Consider the following 20188-nt stretch of genomic DNA (forward strand, 5'->3'; position numbering starts at 1 on the left):
GAAGAGTTTGCAAAGAAGATGAGGATCATGTATGGCGGATCGGTTACACCGGAAAGCGCTGAGGGACTCTTCAGTCAGCCTGACATCGATGGTTTCCTGATAGGCGGAGCGAGCCTTAGAATAGAAAGTTTTGCCAGTATAAGCCAGACTGTTAATAAGTCAGGCCCTAAAGAAGGCAGGACTCCTATCGTAGCGGCCAATTGGAAGGCAACAGCTCAAAAGCAGAGAGATTCGCTGGAAGAGTTTAACGCAAAGCTCTCCAGCCTCGACCTCAAGCAGGTCAATGTTGTTATGGCACTGCCTTCTGTATTGCTTGCTCAGGCGAAAGAGATGGTCAAACCTCAAAACTCTTCGGCCGTAAAAGCAGCACCTGATGTTGCAGTTGATGCTATTATAAAGGAAATCGCTGCAATGGATTCACTCGCCAAGATAGCCGGCGTGGAAGTTGCGCCGCCCAGCGAACGGTATAACCTGCTCGTTACCTCAGAGTTCTTCGCCTCAGGAGAGTTAGAAAAACATAGGCTAATGTATGGGGACAGGTTTGACCTTGATAAAATAAGCGGCACATCTCATAAGCAGCTTGTTAATAATATATTGGGAAAAGCCGGCAATAGAGGGGCTAAAACAATAGCTCTTATTCCGAATGATTTGCCGGACGAGGAGCTTAAAAGGTTAACAGATGCCGGAATAAGATTTATGGGAGTTAATACCGCAGATCTTGTAAAAGCTCAACATGCCCCTGACGCTGACCCTGCTTACAGGAAAAAATTCCAGGTCGATACTTATGCGATGATGCTGCTTTTACGGCATATCGATAAGAACACATCCGCGGACTCTTCTATTTACAGCCTATTAAGGTTCTATCTGAAATCTCATTTTACTTTGCCGGAAGGAGTTACGGTAGATGATTACATAAAGGCCATTATCGTTAATGATGATGTCAGATACCTTATTAGAGGATGTCTGGCATACAGGCCTATCGAGCAGTATGATCTGCCTGATTATAATAAGGTCGCGGCATCGTTGATATCGGCGTAATTAAAAATATTTATTTTTGAAATAGCGCGCCGCGTTCACCAGGCTGATCAATACCGGCACCTCCACCAGAGGGCCGATCACCGCGGCAAATGCCGGGCCTGAATTGATACCAAAGACCGCGACTGATACCGCTATCGCCAGCTCGAAGTTGTTGCTCGCAGCGGTGAATGCCAGTGTAGCGGTCTTGGCATAACCGGCCTTAAATCTCCTGCCCATATAAAAAGACACCAGAAACATCAGCACAAAATAGATGAGGAGCGGGAGGGCTATCCTGATCACATCGAGCGGAATCTTTATTATATACTCGCCCTTAAGAGAGAACATTACCACTATGGTGAATAAGAGAGCCGCTAAGGTTATCGGGCTTATTTTCGGAATAAATTTACCTTCGTACCATTCTTTACTCTTTAATTTTATAAGGACCAGCCGGGTTAACATCCCCGCAATAAACGGAATACCCAGATAGATAAAGACGCTCTTCGCGATCTGGGCAATGCTGACGTTTACCGCGACGCCCTTTAACCCGAAATATGGCGGGAGCACTGTAATAAACAGCCAGGCATACGCCGAATATAACACCACCTGGAATAAGGAGTTAAAAGCGACGAGCCCCGCGCAATATTCTGTATCGCCCCCGGCGAGTTCATTCCAGACGATCACCATCGCGATACAGCGGGCAAGTCCTATCATGATTAGCCCCACCATATATTCCGGGTAGGCTCTCAGGAATACCACCGCCAGTATGAACATAAGGATTGGGCCGATGATCCAGTTTTGAACGAGTGAGAGAATAAGGATCTTGGCATTCTTAAAGACTCTCCCCATCTCTTCATATTTGACCTTTGCCAGCGGCGGATACATCATCAATATAAGGCCTATCGCGATGGGAATATTGGTAGTGCCCACCTGAAACCTATTCCAAAAATTTACTACCTGCGGGTAGAGAAATCCGGAAACGACGCCGGCGGCCATCGCCAGAAATATAAGCGGGGTAAGAAACCTGTCCGATAGCGATAATTTCTTTATGTCTCTTTCCGGCATTGCAATCCTCCCCATTCAATATGATTAAACACCCAGTGCTGCTATCATTTCTTGCATGATATTTTTGTTTTCAGCAAATTTTGTGTCAGTAAATAAAAGCTTACAGTTGCTTAGCCTCTGCTCTCCCAGGAGCAATTTGACTGCAAATGCAAGACAAGTTGCCTCACTACAAACCCTACAATTTGTTTTGGGAAGCCAGCCGTAAATCTGAAGAGCGGTTACCTTAATCTTCTCTTCGTAGTTCGGTTTTATACTATCCCTACGGCTATGTATATCATTGATGAGCCTCTTAACCTCATCCAACACCATCCATGCATTGATAATGTCATCCGCCTTGGCAATGGTTACTTTAATGTTATATAGGTTGATAAGACGGCGTTCTTTGGCATAGGTCAGCGTAGAAGCATTTTTATTGTATGAGGCCCCTTTCATTACCGCGTTAATATAAGGTAAAAGCCCTGATATATCTCTATCAAAATACGCAATTAGCCGTATCTTTTTCTCATCGGCCATACATGGCGAGACATAACACAGGGTGATGCTCTTTAAAAATTCACCATCTGTATCCGGCGCTTTATAGTTCCGCGCCTTTTTAAAAAAATCTTCTTCGTAGTCCCGGTGTAGGAAATTATAATAACCGCTTATAGAGGCCCCTTCGTCGATAAGCGTCCGGCAGATTTTCTGGCGCTCGAGTTCAGGCACCACAACCGCCAAGGTAGAAATATGCTTAAAATCTATGGATCTGCCAACCAAGATTCTCTGCGCCTTTAGACCTTCACCCTGATTAGGAAAAATTATAATCTCGTAATCTTTGTCTTTTTCTATTTCCAAGCAAACCTCAGAAAAGCTTTAATATATAAATGCCGGTATAATATATTCCCACTAAAATGAATATCGCGCCAGTGATTATTCGCATGTAATATTCTAACCTCGTCAGGCCATGGAACCAACGGCTCAATGAGGTAACGCCTGCGGCAATCGCGATAGCAAGCGCTAGCACCGGCAGACCCGTTCCTATCCCGTAAATGAATGGCAGGGCTGCCCCGAATTTAGATTGAAGCGCAAGCGGTATTAGGCTGCCGAAGAAAAGCGCCGCCGACACGGGGCAAAAGGCCAGAGCAAATATCGCTCCCAATAGGAATGCCCCGGGAACACCGGCTTCGACAAGCTTATTATGATGTTTCTGGGAAAGCGATAATCCCGGAAAATTTATCTTGATCACGTCTAATAAAATTAATCCCGTGACGATCAGGATAGGCCCCAACGCTTTTACCATATACTTCTGCAGGAATTGCGCTACTTGAGGAATGCTTAGAATAGAGTTTATAAGAATAAATCCAAGTATCGCGTAAGTGACCATCCTCCCCACGGTATAAGCGATACCGGATAGTAAAACAAAAAACGGATGGGTTACCTTTTTAGCTAAAAATGATATGGCCGCTATATTGGTGGCTAGCGGACAGGGACTGATGGAGGTAAGTATGCCCAGCCACAGCGCGGTAATATATCCTGTAAGGATATCGGGCATTATAATTCCTTTAAATATTTTGAGACTTCGTCTTTAATATAAGCTTTGAATTTTTTGCCGTCCCCCAGATAATCCCATACCTTCGTAAGATTTGCGGACTTTGCCTCTTTTCCGTCCTTGATTAACGACAGCACGACGGACTTGGTGAATAGCTGATACTCGGCCGCGAAATGCTCATTACCTTTAACATCCAGATTTACCACCTGAAGATTCAGCGTGCCATTCTTCTCGTCATCTTTAAAATATTCGTCGAGGGCTTCTTTTGTCCACTTTTCCATGTTGTAACAATTGGCGCAGCGAAAATTCGTGTGAAAATAATAGGCAATAACACGATTAGCCGGCTCGTTGCCGGAACCTTGCGGGAAGGCGGAATTACTGCAAAGAAAAATCGCTAAAACAAGCAATAATGTGAAAATTTTACGCATCCAATCTCCTCTTGGTTATGGATTATTTTTTATCACTTCCTTTATGGCCGCTACCGCTTCTTCGGTGGTCTTATTCCTTATATCAAAGGCGATATGCTTGGCCTTATCAAAGCCAACCGCCTCAAATGCATCGCGGAACATCTTCTGCTGCATCAATGGATCGCAAGCCGCGACATATAGCTTATCTATATCCTTGTTATCCAGTAAAATCTTAAGATATTGGTCCCCGTCATCCGCACAGAGCTGGGGGTGTAAAGAAACAAAGTCCACGAGTTTTTCCCTGCGGACAGCGTTTAAAACTTCTATGGTATCCATTTTTTTAAATGACGGGCAGGTGCCCTGACAGACACAAAGAATTAAGCCTTTTTTAGCCATTCTATTTGCCTCCTTTTTTATCGCCGAAAAAAGTTATCGTTTTCTGATCGCATATTTTGCCGCATCCCTTGCACAATTCGACGCAGTTTTCAGGATGCGCTACTTTCGGTTTTCCATCCGGGCCTATTTCGAATACCCCGTGAGGGCAGAAATTATAACACTGCATGCATCCGGTGCATTTTTCATAAGCAATTATCGGATACCAGTTTTTTGCCATATTAACGCTCTCTTACTTTGTAGAAAGCCATTTCTTTATCTCATCCGGCGCGGGGACCCTGCCCGCGGTTTTAACTTCCCCATTTATAACAATCGCAGGCGTTGACATAAGGCCGTAATCCATGATTTTCTGTATGTCCTCGACTTTGACTATCTCCGCATTAACGCCCGATTCTTTCACCGCGGCCTGCGCGTTCTCATATAATTTTTTACATTTCGGGCAACCCATGCCCAATATCTCTATCTTCATATATTATCTCCCTCGCTTATAACGGTAAAAATCTGCACTTCTTATGCTTCACGATCAGGACGGCGCATTCGGCTTTCCGGGAAACCTTGTCAGCGGTGGAGCCTAAAAACATGTGTCTCAATTCGCTCCTGCCATGGCTGGAGATTACGATCAAATCCATGCTCTTATCTTTCGCAAACTTCACAATCTCCACAAAAGGATGCCCTTCCTTAATAATTGCCCCGGCAAATATTTTTTTTGGGATATATGATTTAAATCTCTCCAAATGTTCCTTTTTTTCAGTTACAAACTCCTTATGAAACCGGTCACAGTATTTCTCAAGGGACGGATGGTTTTTATGGAGTTGCTTCATGTGAAACATATCTTCTTCAATATGTAAAAGATATATCTTTCCTTTGCAACATTGCGCAAGCTCTATAGCCGCCTCTAAGGCCTTCTTGGAAAAATGCGAGAAGTCTATCGGAACCAATATCTTCTTAAATCTCATATTATCCCCTTTCCCGCCTCATCTTTGAGGCGTTATCTCTATCGATTTCTTTCTTTATTACTTCTTCGACAAAAGTCAGCGCTGCCGCTTCATCCCGGTCAACCACAATCTGCTCAACCCTAAGCAGATCTTTCTCGCCGAGACTGATGAGTTTCTTTTCCTTCATACGACCTTATGGTTTGCGCGCATATATTTTGACGCTTGTTATGGCCGAAATATCGATTCCGGCTTCGACCAGATAATCATCCTGGCTCATAACTTTTATATCCTGAAAACCCGCTTCTTTTATATGCTTAAGGTAGTCCTCTTTCTTTACAGCGCCTGCGATACAACCGACATATGCTTCAATCGATCCCTTGATTCCAGATGGCAGGTCTTTCACGAGCACAAGATCCGATACTATGAGCCTTCCGCCGCGCTTCAAGACACGGAATGCTTCCTTAAATATTTTTTCTTTATCAGGCGAAAGATTAATAACACAATTTGATATGACTACGTCTACGAAGTTGTCTTCTACCGGCAGGTTCTCTATATCGCCTAATCTAAATTCCACATTTACATAATTACCTTTTCGGGCATTTTCTTTGGCGCGCTCAACCATTTCGGGCGTCATATCTATGCCTATTACTTTTCCGCTTTTACCGACTTTGGCCGCTGCCAGGAATGCGTCAAACCCGGCGCCGGCGCCTAAATCAAGTACCGTTTCGCCTTCTTTTAAGGTCGCTATGGCGACTGGGTTACCGCAGCCAAAACCCAGATTCGCCCCTTCCGGAACAGCACTCATTTCAGAATCACTATAACCGACCTTTCTACTGATCTCTTTTGCTTGGTCTGTTCCGCAGCAACAAGAACTCGCAGGGCAACAAGATATGCTTCGTGACAATGCTTTCGCGTAACCATCCTTGACAATCTTCTTGATCTCTTCAGCTTTTCTTTTCATGTTTTCTCCTATATCTTAATGTATCATCAGCCCGAAAATATATCCAACTATGGTTGAAAATCCGATTGTGAGCGCGCAAAAAACGAAAGTCTTGCGCCACCCGATAATTTTGTTTATAACCAAAATACTCGGTAGCGACAATGCCGGGCCCGCCAGAAGCAGCGCAAGCGCCGGGCCCTTACCCATTCCCAGGCGCATTAACATTTGCGTAATCGGTATTTCGGTCAGCGTCGCAAAGTACCATAGCGCGCCTATAGTGGATGCGGCAAGGTTCGATAAGAATCCATTGCCCCCCACAAAAGTCGCAACGCCCTTCTCCGGAAGGATGCCGCCGATGAATCCCGTTACGAAGACACCTCCGAAGAGGAGCGGAATGATCATCATTCCAAAATCCCATGTCGCTGTCATCCACTCCTTGATCTCTGCGCGAGTAAACCATTTCTTGAGCATAATAAGTATGGCCAGCAGCATAAGCGCCGCCAGATACCACTTTATGGCATTGACCCTCATAACGAAATTATCCTCGGCTTTCGTTTGTGCGATATCTGACCGGTTGATGCGTATGCTATCGACGGCCATCTTTCCATCCGGCGCATAAGGCTTAACCTCGATAAAGTCCTGCGTAGAATACTGAACACTTGATTTCATCACAGCGCCATTCTTCAGCGTGATCGTAACTTCGTTTGTATTGTACCAGTCGCTGAAGACGAGGAACATTATCATGCAGAGAAAGTATAGTCCGGTCTTCCAGAGCGATCTTGCGGGTTTCGGCGCGCTCGGCATAGCAATAGCCGCTTTGTTACGAACGTGTTCCGACTTCCTGAATATAAATGCCATGGAAAGGCCTATAATAAAGGCAAAGCCGATTGCGCCTATCGCTCGGGCAAGCCCGATATCAAACCCTAGAACACGCGCTGAAAGAAATATCGCCATGATGTTTATGGCCGGGCCTGAATATAGGAAGGCGCTCGCGGGCCCGAGCCCCGCACCCATAGTATAGATACCGGCAAACATAGGAAGTACGCTGCACGAACAAACGGCGAGAACAACTCCAGAAACAGACGCTACCGTATAAGCCAGCGGACGATTCGCATCGGGCCCCAGATACCGCATTACGGAGGCCTGTGACAGGAACGTCGATATCGCGCCCGCAATGAACATGGCCGGCACAACACAAGCCAATGTATGGTTAATGATATACCACTGGAGAAGCTTAAATGCTTCAAAGATAGCATTAGATACCCTGGTATTACCCAGAGGCAAGAAATACATAATAATGAATATGCCGGCAATCCAGTAAAGCTTTTTTATGTCCTTCACCCTGTTCTCCCCTTTATTACTTTGCAGCATCCGCCCTCGATTCTGATGGCTTTAATATTGACTAAAGCATCAGCAATCTTTTTATGTGCGGATGCCTCTATTCTTGAAAATGTCGGCCTCGATATCTTAAGCCTTTTTGCAGCGTCTATCTGATGCATTCCTTCGAGAGATGAGAGGCGTATTGCCTCAAACTCGTCAAGCGTCAAATAAACATTTCTTAATTTACTCAACGGCTTGCATAACGGCTTAAAACATCTTTCCTGCGGTGCGCATTTGATCCATCTGGTCTTTTTTGGCCTCAAGTCAATTCCCCTTTATGAACGTATGTTCATTACTATGATAGCACATCGCGTATTAGTGTCAACAAATTTTTATATTCTTATTTTTTCGATCTCTTCAATTGGGGAGGCTTTAACTGTGAGGATTTGTATATCTTTTGATCCCTGATGCCAGCAGAGGACATTAAGGGCCTTTTCGTCTCGATACTTAGTGTGCTGGGAAACTATCCCGGCTGAACGCTTTATCATCTCTTCGCTGGATGGCCCCTTGAGGATCGAGAATGGCCCTTCATGGTCTTTCATCCTGAAACATATGTCATCTTTTTTTATAAGGCCGCCCAACTCGTTATTTTCTTTATCGTTTCTGCCTATTATGAGTTTTGTAGCTTCACCAAGACGGAAATGCCGGCCTATCTTAAGAAGCCTTAATCCATCCACAGTCAACCCTTCATGAGCTATAAGATCCCTGACGCGCTTTGTAAATCCGGGATCGGTGAGAAGACAGCCGCCGGAGGGATTCGGATACTCTTTGATCCCGAATTTTGCCGCCAGCGCGAATTGCGGTTTTCTGCTGCGCCCGCGGATATCGAAAAGCCTCTCCCTATCGATGATGCCTTCCTGCTCGGGAAGTGTCGGCGGAAGAAGCTTGGCGCTGAGCGGCCTGAGTAATATACCGCGGACCCCGGCGTTCTTCTCGATAATATTCAGAGCGTCTCTTCTCTGAGACATCGGCCGCTGGCCCAGGACCTCGCCTGTTACAAGAAACGACGCGCCAACGCTGGGCATATATTCTTTCGCCTTTTTAAGCATAAATATTTTACAGTCGATGCACGGATTTATATTCGCACCATAGCCATGCTCGGGTTTCTTGAATATCTCGAGATACTCGTCCGTTACGTCGAATACTTTAAGCGGGATGCCGAGCATCTCGGCCGCCTTCACCGCGGCGATGGGTCCTCCTCCGCACATGGCAAATTCAATAAAGTAGCTGACGCATATGACTTCGACGCTGAGCTCCACCATGAGCTTCGCCGCCAGTATACTGTCCAGCCCTCCCGACAATAGCGCAATAGCTTTCTTATTCATTTCCCTTCAGCTTTTCCAGCCACTCCTTGATCTTGGCTTCATAACCCATCGTCGTCGGGATATAATATTTCTTATCTGAGGGCTTGTACTCCTGTTTCACGTGATGGTCCTTAAAGTCATGGGCGTATTTGTAGCCCTTGCCGTGGCCGAACGCCTCTCCATCTAGTGACGCGTCTTTCAGGTGGTCCGGTACTTCGAGCACCTTGCCCTCTTCGACATCTTTGAGCGCCGTCTCTATGCCCATATACGCCGCGTTGGACTTTGGCGCGCATGCGACGTATACCGCGGCTTGTGCCAGAGGTATCCTCGCTTCGGGCATCCCGACGAACTCGGATATCTGCAGCGCCGCGTTCGCTAATATAAGCGCCTGCGGATCCGCGTTGCCTACGTCCTCCGCCGCGCATATCACAATGCGGCGGGCGATAAATCTCGGGTCCTCACCTGCATAGATCATCTTCGCGAGCCAGTAGAGCACGGCATCGGGATCGGAGCCGCGCATCGATTTAATGAACGCGGAGATGGTGTCATAATGCCCGTCTTCATCCTTATCGTAAACGACCGCCTTTTTCTGTATCGACTCCTCCGCCACTTTAAGCGTGAAATGTATCGTCTTCGATTTCCCCGCCGGAGTGGAGAGCGCGCCAACCTCCAGAGCCCCAAGCGCGCGCCTGGCGTCCCCTTCGGAAGTCTTGGCCAGATGCTTGAACGCATCGTCATCCATCTCGACGGGTATCTTGCCGAGACCCATCCCCGTGTCCTTGAGCGCACGTTTTATTATATTGATAACGTCAGTGTCCTGTAATTTTTTGAATTCAAATACCTGTGAGCGTGAAAGAAGCGCGCTGTTAACATAGAAGAATGGATTGTGGGTGGTGGTGCCGATAAGGACGGGATTGCCCGCTTCGACATCCGGCATCAGGACATCCTGCTGAGCCTTATTGAAACGATGTATCTCGTCGATCAGAAGGATGGTCCGCCCCTGGCCGAGCGCCTCTCTCTTCTTCGCGTTGTCTATGATCCGGCGCATGTCGGCAACGTTATTTGAAGCCGCGTTAATGCGTTCGAAATGCGATTTGGTCTTTTCGCTGATAATAAGCGCAAGCGTCGTCTTGCCACAACCGGGCGGCCCGTATAATATCAACGATGATATCTTGTCCGTTTCGATAAGGCGGCGGAGCAATTTACCTTTGCCGAGTATCGATTCTTGCCCGACAAAATCATCGAGCGTCCTCGGCCTCAACCGCGAGGCAAGCGGCTCATGACTCTTATCTTTAGGTTTAGTATTTTCGAATAGATCCATTGAGTTTGCTTTTACAGAATTTTGTGATATACTTTAATCGAACAAAAGAATCCCTGCGATCGGACGCGATTTCGATCGAATAATCTTGAACCTTTAGCATTAAATAAGGGAGCCTAACTAAGTGTACGCCTCGGCGTATGCGCGAGGGCACCCACCTGTTATAAACAGGATCAAGATAATTCATATCTCAACGCCGATTGCGGGGATTTTTATTACCTGAGTTTCGCGCCAAATTTCGCTTCAAGCTCGCCCAGCATCCTGCCGTGAACGTTCAGTATCTCTTTTTCTTCGAGAGTTTTGGCCGGGTCACAATATTCAAGCCTGTATGTAAGGCTCTGCTTTCCTTCGGGGACTTGTTTGCCTTCATATCTGTCTATTAGCCTGGCATCTTTCAGAACGACAGCGCCGGCGGCTTTCATCACCGACATAATCTCTGAATTCAATATTTCCCTCGCTACCACTATCGATATGTCCCTGTAGACGGATGGATATTTTGATAGCTCCGCGAAGCGTTTTTCCATTCTCACATGTTTTAATATGGCATCCAGATCGACCTCGAGCAGATAGACTTTATCTTTTATATCAAATTCATGAAGCACCTTCTGAGAGATCAGGCCCATTACGCCGACCGCCTCTCCGGCAATGTGGATTTGAGCGCATTCCGACCGTGAAAAGCCGTTATTTAACACTCTTGAAAACTCCACCGCCTCTATCCCGAGTTCCGAATAGAGCGTCTCTACGATCCCTTTCAGTTCGAAAAAGTCCGCCTGGACCGGTTTTACCACCCAGCCCGTAAAACTTTGCCCGGTGATCGCGATCGCGAGATTTTTTTTCTCGCCGAATTTTTCGTCTTTTTTAAAATATACGTTGCCGATCTCGAATAATTTTAAATCTTTTGTCTTTCTATTGATGTTCCACATGACAGCGTTAAGCATGCCGGGAATGAGGCTCGGTCTCATGGCTTCCTGTTCGGTCGTAAGCGGATTGGAAATGCTTACCAGCGAATCGGTCCGGACGCCGGAGGATATTATGGCCTTCTTGTTTAACAGGCTATAGGTCATGATCTCGTCGGCACCGAGAGCGGCCAGGCATTCTCTTACTCTGTTCCGCACTACCATATCCTGATCCATCCGCATCGGCTGCTCGACTATCTTGGGCAGCGTCACAGGTATTTTGTCATATCCATAGATCCTCGCGATCTCCTCTATAACGTCGACTTCCGTCCTAAGATCGCTCCTGAAATTAGGGGCCTCGAGTTTCAGCTTTTTTCCGGACGAGGATTTAACGTCCATCCCCAAAGCAAGGGCCGTCTTCTTAATAAGTCCTGCTGATATATCGGTCCCGAGGAGCTTGTTCACTCTGCCGGGCCTGATATCTATTATATTCTTCTTCGCCTCCCTGGCGCCTATATCTATAAACGCTCCAGCTTCGCCGCCGGCAAGTTTCATAATAAGCTCGAGTGCCCTATTGGACGAATAGACTATATTTTCAATATCTACCCTGCGCTCGAAACGGTAGCTGGACTCGGTCGCGATGGCAAGCTTTCTTGAAGTCCTTCTTACCGATACCTGATCGAAATATGCCGCCTCAAGCAATATATTTTTCGTGGAGCCGGTGACTTCGGTATTCAACGCGCCCATAACACCCGCTATGGCTATCGGCGACTTGCTGTCCGCTATCACCAGCATCGACTTATCGAGCGTCTTCTCCGCTCCGTCTATTAAAATTATCTTTTCGCCCTGAAGGGCTTTCCTGATTATAACCTCGGAACCTGTAATTTTATCGAGATCGAACGCATGCATCGGCTCGCCGGTCTCGAAGAGGCAAAAGTTCGTAATATCGACTATATTATTAACGCTCCTGAGGCCCATCGCCTCGATGCGGACTTTAAGCCATTGAGGAGACTCGCCGACCTTTACATTTTTTATAATTCTGGCCGTATATCGCGGGCATAGGCCCCTCTCTTCAACCCTTATCTTTGCGCCCCGGCCGCCGGATGCTTTGACCTTCACCTTTGGGATAGACGGGATATTAAGCTTTCCGCCGGTTAGAGCCGCTACTTCGCGCGCCACGCCTATCACGGAAAGCCAGTCCGGCCTATTCGCGGTTATCTCCAGCTCAAAGATATGGTCGCTCCCAAGGGCTTTAACGGACTCTACGCTTAACCCCGCCATCGTCAGCGCCTGGGCGAGCCTGTCCGGCTGAAGCCTCACATTCACATATTCTTTTAGCCAATTATATGAAATTCTCATTAAAATTGCCTCAGGAACCGGACATCGTTTTCGAAGAAGAACCTTATATCGGTCACGCCATATTTCAAAATAGCTATCCGTTCGACTCCCATGCCGAAAGCAAAACCCGTGACCTTCTCCGGATCATATCCTACCGCTTCGAATACCTTCGGGTTGACCATCCCGGCCCCCATTATCTCAAGCCAGCCCTTGCCGCCGCACATGGAGCAGCGCTTTTCGCGCGGTTTGCCGCCGCAAACTATGCATGAGATATCTACTTCGGCGCTCGGCTCCGTGAACGGGAAGAAGCTCGGGCGGAATCGCATACGCGCTTCGGGGCCGAACATCTGGCGCGCAAATGTTGTCAGGGTGCCCTTCAGGTCCGAGAACTTAATATCGTCCCCTACGACGAGCCCTTCCACCTGGTGGAACATAAATGAATGGGACGCGTCAGTAGCATCGGGCCTGAATACGCGTCCGGGGACAATTATAGCGAAAGGGGGCTTATTCTTCTCCATGAAACGCGTCTGGACCGGAGAGGTGTGGCTCCTTAAAAGCGTCTTCTTCTCGAAAGAGACGTAGAATGTATCAAAGGCGTCCCGTGAAGGATGCTCAAGCGGAATATTAAGCGTTTCGAAGTTATAATGTTCAGTCTCGATCTCCGGCCCCTCGACCACCCTGAAACCGAGAGAGATGAAGAGGGCGTTTATCTCGTTTATCGTTTTAGTTATAGGATGGATGCTGCCGATGCGCCGGGAAGCGCCCGGAAGCGTCACATCTATAGATTCTCCCGCTTCTTCAGCGCCTGAGGTAAGCGCAGCCTTCTCGTCGAGCGACCTCGTAACATCTTCTTTCAGAACATTTATGAGCCTGCCGACCTCAGGCCTCTCTTCGGCCGAAACAGAGCCCATCTGCTTAAAGAGCTCCGTTATTATGCCTTTTCGCCCAAGGTACTTCACCCTTAAGCTTTCAACGGCATCTTTACCGGCCTGGCAGGCGCCGATTTCTTTCAGCGCCTCTTCTGAGATCAGCCTTATTCGATCTTTCATGGCTAAATCTTAACGGCTTCTACCAATTTCGCGAATACCTTCTTATCGGTAACGGCAATGTCCGCAAGAACCTTCCTATCGAGAAGGACCTTTATCTTATTGAGGCCCGCTATGAACCTCGAGTATGATATGCCGTTCTCTTTACAGGCGGCATTGATCCTGGCTATCCAGAGTGACCTGAAGTCTCTCTTCCGCGCCTTGCGGTCCCTGTAGCTGTACATCATTCCCTTCGCCACAGATTCTCTGGCGCGTTTCTGGAAACGTGACCTTCCGCCCCACTGGCCCTCGGCTGCTTTCAATACTCTTTTCCTGCGCCGTCTTGCCGCGACAGCATGTTTGACTTTTGGCATTACTTATTCCTCCTGGTAATTACTGCTATGCTCCGTAAGGCAGTATCTTGCGTATCGACTTCATCTCGCCTTCCGCGATCGCCGCGGGCCTTCCCATATGCCTTTTTCTCTTCGGCGTTTTCATCATCAAGAGATGGCCCCTGCCAGCCCTGAAATGCTTTCCTTTACCTCTTTTTGAAATCCTTATTCTCTTCTTCGCGCTCTTGTTTGTCTTTAGTTTCGGCATCTCTTCTCCTTGCGCTATCTATATTAAATTTTAGCCTTACTTTGCCCTTATCACCATCCCGATGATGCGGCCCTCGAGCCTTGGGGCTTCTTCGATTTCACCTATCGCCGATATGTCGCTCGCCAGCCTGTCGAGAATCTTGCGCCCGAGATCTATATGGGACATCTCGCGGCCCTTGAACATCATCGTGACTTTGACCTTATCTCCGCGTTTCAGAAAGTCCTGCAGATTGTGGAGCTTGAACTGATAATCATGCTCGCCGATCTTCGGGCTCATCCTCACTTCCTTGATATGTATAACGCGCTGTTTCTTACGGGCTTCCTTCTCCCTCTTCTCCTGCTCGTATTTGTACTTAGAGTAATCTATTATTCTGCATACGGGAGGTACGGCAGTCGGCGCTACCTCGACGAGGTCGAGCCCGGCTTCCTCCGCGCACCTTATCGCATCCGGCGTGGCCATAACTCCCAGCTGCTCTCCGGCCTCGCCCACCACCCTAACTTCCCTTACCCGTATCCTGTTATTTATTCTAAGCTCTTGTCTTGCGATACCCGATCACCCTTCCTTTCTTATTTGACTTTCTCCTGCACCTCTTTCTTCATCATCTGAATAAACTCATCTATCATAAGGCGGCCCATCTCTCCCTGAGCTTTCGACCGCACCGAAAGCGATTCATCGGCTGCTTCTTTTTCGCCCACGATCAGCATATAAGGCACCTTCTCCACTTCCGCGTCGCGGACCTTTTTCTGGAGCCTTTCATTCCTGTGGTCGAGCTCCGCGCGAAAACCGTTCTCGGTCAACATCCTCTCCACTTTCTTCGCATAGCTGATCACTTTCTCCGAAACCGGTATTATGATCACCTGCGTCGGGGATAACCATAGCGGCAGCGCCCCGGCAAAATGCTCAATGAGCGCTCCGGTAAATCTTTCGAGAGAGCCCAGGATAACGCGGTGCAGCATTATCGGCCGGTACTCTTTTCCGTCCTCGCCTATATATTTGAGATCGAATCTCTCCGGCAGCGCGAAGTCACATTGTATGGTCGCGCATTGCCATTCACGCTTTAAAGCGTCTTTTAACTTTATATCTATCTTAGGGCCGTAAAAAGCGCCGTCGCCTTCATTAACGCTGTATCTTATGTATTTTTTCTTTAACGCGCTTGAGAGCGCGTGATGCGCGGCGTCCCAGTCTTCGTCGTTCCCGATCGATTTAGCGGGCCTGGTCGATAGCTCGACCACGAAATCCTCGAAACCGAAGACATTTAACGTGTCTATTACAAAATCTATCACCTTTATTATCTCATCTTCCACCTGTTCCCTGAGGCAGAATATATGGGCGTCATCCTGCGTAAATCCTCTTACGCGCAATAGGCCGTGCAGCACTCCCGATTTTTCATTCCGGTAAACCGTGCCCAGCTCAAAATATTTTATCGGCAGGTCCTTGTAGCTCCTTGTCTTGGATTTATATACGAGTATATGGCCGGGGCAATTCATCGGTTTTATCGCATACTCCTGCCCCTCTATCTTAAATGTATACATATTCTCTTTATAATATTCGAAGTGCCCCGACTGTATCCATATGTCGCTCTTCATCACATGCGGGCCGACCACTAACTGATAGCCGCGTTTTAAATGTTCTTTCCTTATATAATCCTCGATCAGGCACCGGAGCATCGCGCCCTTGGGATGGTAAAGGACAAGCCCGGGGCCCACCTCTTCATTAAAGCTGAAATATTCGAGCTGTTTGCCGAGAACCCTGTGGTCACGCTTGCGGGCCTCTTCCATAAGGGTCAGGTAGTTGCCGAGAGCTTCCTCTGTCTCGAAAGCCGTGCCATATATCCTCTGCAACATAGGGTTGGTCTCTATGCCGTGCCAATAAGCTCCCGCGATAGACAATAGTTTGAATGCTTTGACTTGTCCGGTCGACTCTATGTGCGGTCCGCGGCAGAGGTCAACAAAATTACCGTCTTTATAAATACTGACTTTCTCGTCCGGTATCTCTTTTATCAGTTCGAGCTTATACTTTTCACCCTTTTTCTTAAATAGCTTCGCCGCTTCTTCCTTGGTCAGTTCCGAATGTTCAAACTTATAGTCCGCCCGGATTATCTCGAGCATCTTCTCCTCGATCTTTTCCAGGTCCTCGGGCTCAAAAGGTTCCGCTTTATCGAAATCGTAATAGAACCCGTCGGCGATCGAAGGGCCAATGCCGAGCTTAACGTCCGGCCATAATACCTTCACCGCCTGCGCCATAATATGCGATGTGCTGTGCCTTAATATATTTAAGTCCATAAGTTCCTTGTCTTGGCAAAGTAAAATGGTGCCGGGAGAGGGGGTCGAACCCACATGGCCTTGCGGCCGAGGGATTTTAAATCCCTTGCGTCTGCCAATTTCGCCATCCCGGCTGACTTTTCCTGCGCAGTAGAGGACTCGCTTCGAGTCCTCCCGAGCTTACCATATAAAACAATTGTCAAACTACAGTTAATATGGTGGGCAGTAGAGGACTCGAACCTCTGACCCCCACGATGTCAACGTGGTGCGCTAACCAACTGCGCTAACTGCCCATGCTACACTTATTGATATGTCCCGCAGCAAACTCGGTGCAAAATTGGAGGCGGCTTCCGGATTCGAACCGGAGAATAGGGGTTTTGCAGACCCCTGCCTTACCACTTGGCTAAGCCGCCGTAAAGTTGTTTGGCGGACAGGCCCTCTAGCGTGCCGCGCCCGCCGCCCATTCGACGGAACCATCCACTCTCAATACGTTCCTGCCTCTTTTCTGGTGGTTCCCGTCGAGGTCTTCCACTATAATCTCTTTAAGCGGCGAAATCTCTGTGAGCCCGAATGTATATTTATATTCGGGTTTTTCTTTAGTGCCTATATTTTTAGTCGCGGGGCAATCGAAAACATTCTCCGCATCCACATATCGCGGATAAAGCTCACCCAGCGCGCCCGGAAAAGAATCATTATGGTCCGCGGCATATGCGTGAAGGCCCAGGCTTATCTTTCTCAGATTATTGGCGCAGCCAAACCTGCGCGACCTGGCCTTCGCCATATTCACAAATGGTGTAAGGGCCCCTATTATTAATAAAAATACCGAGACTACCGCGACAAGCTCTATAATGGTAACCCCTTTATTCTTAGTATGTTGTACCAATAAGACGCTTCTCATATAGTCCCCAAAATTTTTACTATATATTAAAACTTAATATCTTGTCAAGGATAATATGGGACAGCTCTCTCTTGTACCGATTGCGCACCCTGATCTTGTTGCCCAGCTTGTCTATTATCACTATATCCGATCTATTATCGCCGAATACGCGCGAACGCCTGTTTAAGGAGTTTGCCACAATTATATCGGCATTTTTACCCAGGAGCTTCTTCAAGGCGTTCTTCTCGAGGTTTTCTGTCTCGAGAGCGAATCCCGCCACCACCCTGCCAGCCTTATGAGCGCATATCTCGCTCAATATATCCGGGTTCTCTACCAGTTCGAGAGTAATTTTACCTAAAGAGCGCTTGATCTTGCGCGAGGAGGCTTTTTTCGGCCTCCAATCGGAGACTGCGGCGGCCATTATCACGTAATCCGCCCCCTTAAGCTCCGAGAGCGCCGCATTTCTCATTTCGAGGGCGCTCTCCACGCCTATGAGCTTAACTCCTTGCGGCGCTTTAAGATGCGTCGGACCGCTCACAAGTGTGACGCGCGCTCCCCGCCTTACCGCTTCACCGGCCAATTCATATCCGAAAATTCCTGTGGAATAATTCGATATGAACCGCACAGGGTCTATCTTCTCTCGTGTGGGCCCTGCGGTTATGAGTATGGAGGGTCTTTTTTTGACGATGGCGCTCACTTCGCCAGCCTTTTCGCTTCCGCCAGAATATCGGCTAAATCTGCTATATGGCCCATGGCTTCACATCCGCAGGCCAGATGCCCTTTTATAGGGCCTATAAAATGATACCCTATCTTTTTCAATTTCGCTATATTCTCCTGGACGATCCTGTGCTCATACATCTTATCGTTCATGGCAGGCGCTATCAAGACGGGGGCATCGGAAGCGAATACAGTGCATGTCAATATATCATCGCATATACCTGAGGCGAGCTTCGCTATTATGTTTGCCGTAGCGGGCGCTATCAATATGAGGTCCGCCTCTTCAGCCAGAGATGTGTGGACGGGATTCCACTCCTCGGGGCTTTCAAACATATCCATAATCACTTTATTTTTTGAAAGCGTCTGGAGCGTGAGCGCCGTTACAAACTCTTTTCCTTCTTTAGTAAGCAGTATCCTGACATTAAAGCCCTCTTTTTTAAGCAGGCTTGTCAGTTCGCATGCCTTGTAGGCGGCGATCGAACCTGTAACGCCAAAAATTATGGTCTTTTTATCTTTTTTCACTTGCCTGGATTTATTTTGTAGGATATTTTACCCTGTGATATCTCTTCTATGGCCACGTTCATCGCCTTGGCATTAGGCGGCGCATCTATGAGCCTTGCCGCGCCCTCGCTAAGCTCTATAGCCCTTCGGGAAGCCAGTATCACCAGCTTATAAGAGCTTCCTGTTTGATTAAAAAGATGCGCTATATCAACTTTATGCATTCTTCGTCTCCTCCAATTCCTTTATCACTATTCTTTTAAGGGTTTTGTAAGCGTCTTCCAGCTTATCATTTACTATCCTGTAATCGTATCTGCGCTTGTAAGCCATCTCTTTTTTGGCCAGCGACAGCCTTCTCTCCACGGCCGCAGGTGTTTCCGATCTGCGCAGATTAAGCCGGGTTTTCAATGCTTTTATCGACGGCGGTAATATAAATATCAGGACGCTGTTCTTCGGGTATGAGCGCCTGATCTTCATCGCGCCCTTAACATCTATGCTAAGGAGAACGGGTTTGCCTTTGGCGAGGTTGGCCTTTACGAATCTCGCGGGCGTTCCATAGAGGTTGCCGAAATTCTCTTCATGCTCCAGAAAGGCCCTCTTCGTCACCATCCCGAGGAAGCGTCTTCTCGAAACGAAGAGATAGTCGATGCCTTCTCTCTCCCCGGGCCTGGGATGCCGGGTCGTCATCGAAATCGAATTAGCGAGCCCGAACCCATCCCTTAGAAGCCTGTCGCAGAGCGTAGTCTTGCCGCACCCCGATGGCGCGGATATTACGAACACTTTGGCTTTGTGGCTTCGGATAGCAGATCTTCTCACTCTAGGTTCTTCGCCTGTTCCCTGATCTTTTCTATCTCGCTCTTTATCTCGATGACATTCTTTGAGATCTTGAAATCGCTCGCCTTGGAGCCTATCGTATTTATTTCCCTGTGAAGCTCCTGCGCTATGAAGTCCAGCTTCTTCCCGACCTCTTCGCCGGAGGATAGTGTCTTGCTGAAATTTTCCAGATGATTTTTAAGCCTGGTGATCTCTTCTGAGATATCGCAGTTCTTCGCGAATATAGCCACTTCCATCTCGAGCCTGCCTATATCGATATCGCGCCCGCCGGTCAGCGCCTTTACCCTCGTCTCAAATCTCTTACGGTATTCGTCGATATTAAGGTGCGCCCTTGACCTTATCGAAGCGAGCAGCTTCAGTATCTTCTTCACTCTCGTCGAAAGATCGATCGAAAGCGCCTTTCCCTCCTTGGCCCTGTCTATAACAAGGTTCCGCATGGCATTCTCGATAGCGGACTTTACCTTTGGCCAGGCTTTCGCGAGATCCCCTTCCCCTGCCTCATAATTCAGGACTCCGGGTAACGCCACTAATTCTTTTATTGTTATATCTCCGGAAAGGCCGAGATGCTTCTTCAGCTTAATAAGTTCGTCGTGATAATTTCTCGCGGCTTCCTTATTTATGGCGAAACGCTCGTCCTTTAACAATGTCCCGTCACATGTTAAATTAAGGCTGACCTTGCCGCGCATGATCTTTTTCTGAAGGACTTCCTTTATCTTCTCTTCGAAGACAGCCAGATTGCTCGGGAGTTTAATGGCCGCATCAAAAAATTTGTGGTTCACCGTCTTTATCTCGACGGAGATTTTACCGTTTTTGACTTTAACGGCTCCCCTGCCGAAACCTGTCATCGATCTTATCATCGTT

At 47.8% G+C, this 20188-nt stretch carries 26 protein-coding genes, 3 tRNA genes, 1 other RNA gene and 1 pseudogene; 2 read left to right on the forward strand and 29 right to left on the reverse strand.

The window, feature by feature from the left end; all coding sequences use genetic code 11:
- Nucleotides 1-147 (forward strand): annotated as a pseudogene (locus tag NTY76_07235) (triose-phosphate isomerase).
- 891 nt (nucleotides 148-1038) lie between these two features.
- On the opposite strand, the gene arsB reads toward NTY76_07235, so the two are convergent.
- The 14 genes from arsB to NTY76_07305 form a co-directional block, all read right to left on the reverse strand.
- Nucleotides 1039-2079 (reverse strand): ACR3 family arsenite efflux transporter, encoded by a 1041-nt coding sequence (gene arsB / locus NTY76_07240; GenBank protein ID MCX5678883.1) that lies wholly within the window; start codon nucleotides 2077-2079, stop codon nucleotides 1039-1041.
- A gap of 24 nt (nucleotides 2080-2103) precedes the next feature.
- Complete coding sequence (locus NTY76_07245) at nucleotides 2104-2910, reverse strand: hypothetical protein (protein ID MCX5678884.1); 807 nt, start codon at nucleotides 2908-2910, stop codon at nucleotides 2104-2106.
- Nucleotides 2911-2917: 7 nt separating this feature from the next.
- Nucleotides 2918-3607 (reverse strand): aromatic aminobenezylarsenical efflux permease ArsG family transporter, encoded by a 690-nt coding sequence (locus NTY76_07250; protein MCX5678885.1) that lies wholly within the window; start codon nucleotides 3605-3607, stop codon nucleotides 2918-2920.
- Complete coding sequence (locus NTY76_07255; GenBank protein MCX5678886.1) at nucleotides 3607-4032, reverse strand: nitrophenyl compound nitroreductase subunit ArsF family protein; 426 nt, start codon at nucleotides 4030-4032, stop codon at nucleotides 3607-3609. The genes NTY76_07250 and NTY76_07255 overlap by 1 nt, the downstream gene beginning before the upstream one ends.
- Nucleotides 4033-4047: 15 nt before the next feature.
- On the reverse strand, nucleotides 4048-4407 hold the full coding sequence (locus NTY76_07260) for a heterodisulfide reductase subunit A-like protein (protein MCX5678887.1): 360 nt from the start codon (nucleotides 4405-4407) through the stop codon (nucleotides 4048-4050).
- Nucleotide 4408: 1 nt separating this feature from the next.
- A complete protein-coding gene (locus NTY76_07265; GenBank protein MCX5678888.1) occupies nucleotides 4409-4624 on the reverse strand; it encodes a ferredoxin family protein in 216 nt (71 codons plus the stop codon).
- Between the two features lie 12 nt (nucleotides 4625-4636).
- Nucleotides 4637-4873: a thioredoxin family protein gene (locus tag NTY76_07270; GenBank protein MCX5678889.1), complete on the reverse strand. Its 237-nt coding sequence runs from the start codon at nucleotides 4871-4873 to the stop codon at nucleotides 4637-4639.
- 16 nt (nucleotides 4874-4889) lie between these two features.
- Nucleotides 4890-5360, reverse strand: a complete 471-nt coding sequence (locus NTY76_07275; protein ID MCX5678890.1) for a universal stress protein — start codon at nucleotides 5358-5360, stop codon at nucleotides 4890-4892.
- 1 nt (nucleotide 5361) lies between these two features.
- Nucleotides 5362-5526 (reverse strand): hypothetical protein, encoded by a 165-nt coding sequence (locus NTY76_07280; protein ID MCX5678891.1) that lies wholly within the window; start codon nucleotides 5524-5526, stop codon nucleotides 5362-5364.
- Nucleotides 5527-5532: 6 nt separating this feature from the next.
- Nucleotides 5533-6300, reverse strand: a complete 768-nt coding sequence (gene arsM, locus NTY76_07285; protein ID MCX5678892.1) for an arsenite methyltransferase — start codon at nucleotides 6298-6300, stop codon at nucleotides 5533-5535.
- 15 nt (nucleotides 6301-6315) lie between these two features.
- A complete protein-coding gene (locus NTY76_07290) occupies nucleotides 6316-7620 on the reverse strand; it encodes a permease (GenBank protein MCX5678893.1) in 1305 nt (434 codons plus the stop codon).
- Nucleotides 7617-7922: a DUF134 domain-containing protein gene (locus NTY76_07295; protein ID MCX5678894.1), complete on the reverse strand. Its 306-nt coding sequence runs from the start codon at nucleotides 7920-7922 to the stop codon at nucleotides 7617-7619. Before NTY76_07295 ends, NTY76_07290 begins: the two co-directional genes overlap by 4 nt.
- A gap of 69 nt (nucleotides 7923-7991) precedes the next feature.
- A complete protein-coding gene (locus NTY76_07300) occupies nucleotides 7992-8984 on the reverse strand; it encodes a hypothetical protein (protein ID MCX5678895.1) in 993 nt (330 codons plus the stop codon).
- Nucleotides 8977-10284, reverse strand: a complete 1308-nt coding sequence (locus NTY76_07305; GenBank protein ID MCX5678896.1) for a replication-associated recombination protein A — start codon at nucleotides 10282-10284, stop codon at nucleotides 8977-8979. The genes NTY76_07300 and NTY76_07305 overlap by 8 nt, the downstream gene beginning before the upstream one ends.
- Before the next feature lie 47 nt (nucleotides 10285-10331).
- On the opposite strand from NTY76_07305, the gene ssrS reads away from it, so the two are divergent.
- Nucleotides 10332-10494, forward strand: a non-coding RNA gene (gene ssrS / locus NTY76_07310) — 6S RNA.
- Between the two features lie 2 nt (nucleotides 10495-10496).
- On the opposite strand, the gene pheT is transcribed toward ssrS, so the two are convergent.
- The 15 genes from pheT to NTY76_07385 form a co-directional block, all read right to left on the reverse strand.
- Complete coding sequence (gene pheT / locus NTY76_07315; GenBank protein MCX5678897.1) at nucleotides 10497-12536, reverse strand: phenylalanine--tRNA ligase subunit beta; 2040 nt, start codon at nucleotides 12534-12536, stop codon at nucleotides 10497-10499.
- Complete coding sequence (pheS, locus tag NTY76_07320; protein ID MCX5678898.1) at nucleotides 12536-13564, reverse strand: phenylalanine--tRNA ligase subunit alpha; 1029 nt, start codon at nucleotides 13562-13564, stop codon at nucleotides 12536-12538. The genes pheT and pheS overlap by 1 nt, the downstream gene beginning before the upstream one ends.
- A gap of 2 nt (nucleotides 13565-13566) precedes the next feature.
- Nucleotides 13567-13914: a 50S ribosomal protein L20 gene (gene rplT, locus NTY76_07325; GenBank protein ID MCX5678899.1), complete on the reverse strand. Its 348-nt coding sequence runs from the start codon at nucleotides 13912-13914 to the stop codon at nucleotides 13567-13569.
- Nucleotides 13915-13939: 25 nt separating this feature from the next.
- The gene (gene rpmI / locus NTY76_07330; GenBank protein ID MCX5678900.1) at nucleotides 13940-14140 is read right to left on the reverse strand and encodes a 50S ribosomal protein L35; all 201 of its coding nucleotides are present in this window, start codon (nucleotides 14138-14140) and stop codon (nucleotides 13940-13942) included.
- A 36-nt stretch (nucleotides 14141-14176) separates the two neighbouring features.
- Nucleotides 14177-14686, reverse strand: a complete 510-nt coding sequence (gene infC, locus NTY76_07335) for a translation initiation factor IF-3 (protein MCX5678901.1) — start codon at nucleotides 14684-14686, stop codon at nucleotides 14177-14179.
- 20 nt (nucleotides 14687-14706) lie between these two features.
- Nucleotides 14707-16422, reverse strand: a complete 1716-nt coding sequence (gene thrS, locus NTY76_07340; protein MCX5678902.1) for a threonine--tRNA ligase — start codon at nucleotides 16420-16422, stop codon at nucleotides 14707-14709.
- A gap of 26 nt (nucleotides 16423-16448) precedes the next feature.
- A tRNA-Leu gene (locus tag NTY76_07345) sits at nucleotides 16449-16535 on the reverse strand.
- An 82-nt stretch (nucleotides 16536-16617) separates the two neighbouring features.
- A tRNA-Val gene (locus NTY76_07350) sits at nucleotides 16618-16694 on the reverse strand.
- 45 nt (nucleotides 16695-16739) lie between these two features.
- Nucleotides 16740-16814: transfer RNA gene (locus NTY76_07355), tRNA-Cys, on the reverse strand.
- A 26-nt stretch (nucleotides 16815-16840) separates the two neighbouring features.
- The gene (locus NTY76_07360; GenBank protein MCX5678903.1) at nucleotides 16841-17299 is read right to left on the reverse strand and encodes a DUF1559 domain-containing protein; all 459 of its coding nucleotides are present in this window, start codon (nucleotides 17297-17299) and stop codon (nucleotides 16841-16843) included.
- A 19-nt stretch (nucleotides 17300-17318) separates the two neighbouring features.
- Complete coding sequence (locus NTY76_07365; protein ID MCX5678904.1) at nucleotides 17319-17975, reverse strand: phosphopantothenoylcysteine decarboxylase; 657 nt, start codon at nucleotides 17973-17975, stop codon at nucleotides 17319-17321.
- Complete coding sequence (locus tag NTY76_07370) at nucleotides 17972-18517, reverse strand: hypothetical protein (GenBank protein MCX5678905.1); 546 nt, start codon at nucleotides 18515-18517, stop codon at nucleotides 17972-17974. Before NTY76_07370 ends, NTY76_07365 begins: the two co-directional genes overlap by 4 nt.
- Nucleotides 18514-18717 (reverse strand): DNA-directed RNA polymerase subunit omega, encoded by a 204-nt coding sequence (gene rpoZ, locus NTY76_07375; GenBank protein MCX5678906.1) that lies wholly within the window; start codon nucleotides 18715-18717, stop codon nucleotides 18514-18516. The genes NTY76_07370 and rpoZ overlap by 4 nt, the downstream gene beginning before the upstream one ends.
- Nucleotides 18710-19309, reverse strand: coding sequence for a guanylate kinase (gene gmk, locus NTY76_07380; GenBank protein ID MCX5678907.1), 600 nt, complete (start codon nucleotides 19307-19309; stop codon nucleotides 18710-18712). The genes rpoZ and gmk overlap by 8 nt, the downstream gene beginning before the upstream one ends.
- The gene (locus NTY76_07385) at nucleotides 19306-20184 is read right to left on the reverse strand and encodes a YicC family protein (protein ID MCX5678908.1); all 879 of its coding nucleotides are present in this window, start codon (nucleotides 20182-20184) and stop codon (nucleotides 19306-19308) included. The genes gmk and NTY76_07385 overlap by 4 nt, the downstream gene beginning before the upstream one ends.
- Nucleotides 20185-20188: the final 4 nt, after the last annotated feature.

The sequence above is a fragment of the Candidatus Omnitrophota bacterium genome (genome assembly GCA_026387175.1).
GTDB lineage: Bacteria > Omnitrophota > Gorgyraeia > 2-01-FULL-45-10 > 2-01-FULL-45-10 > CAIMPC01.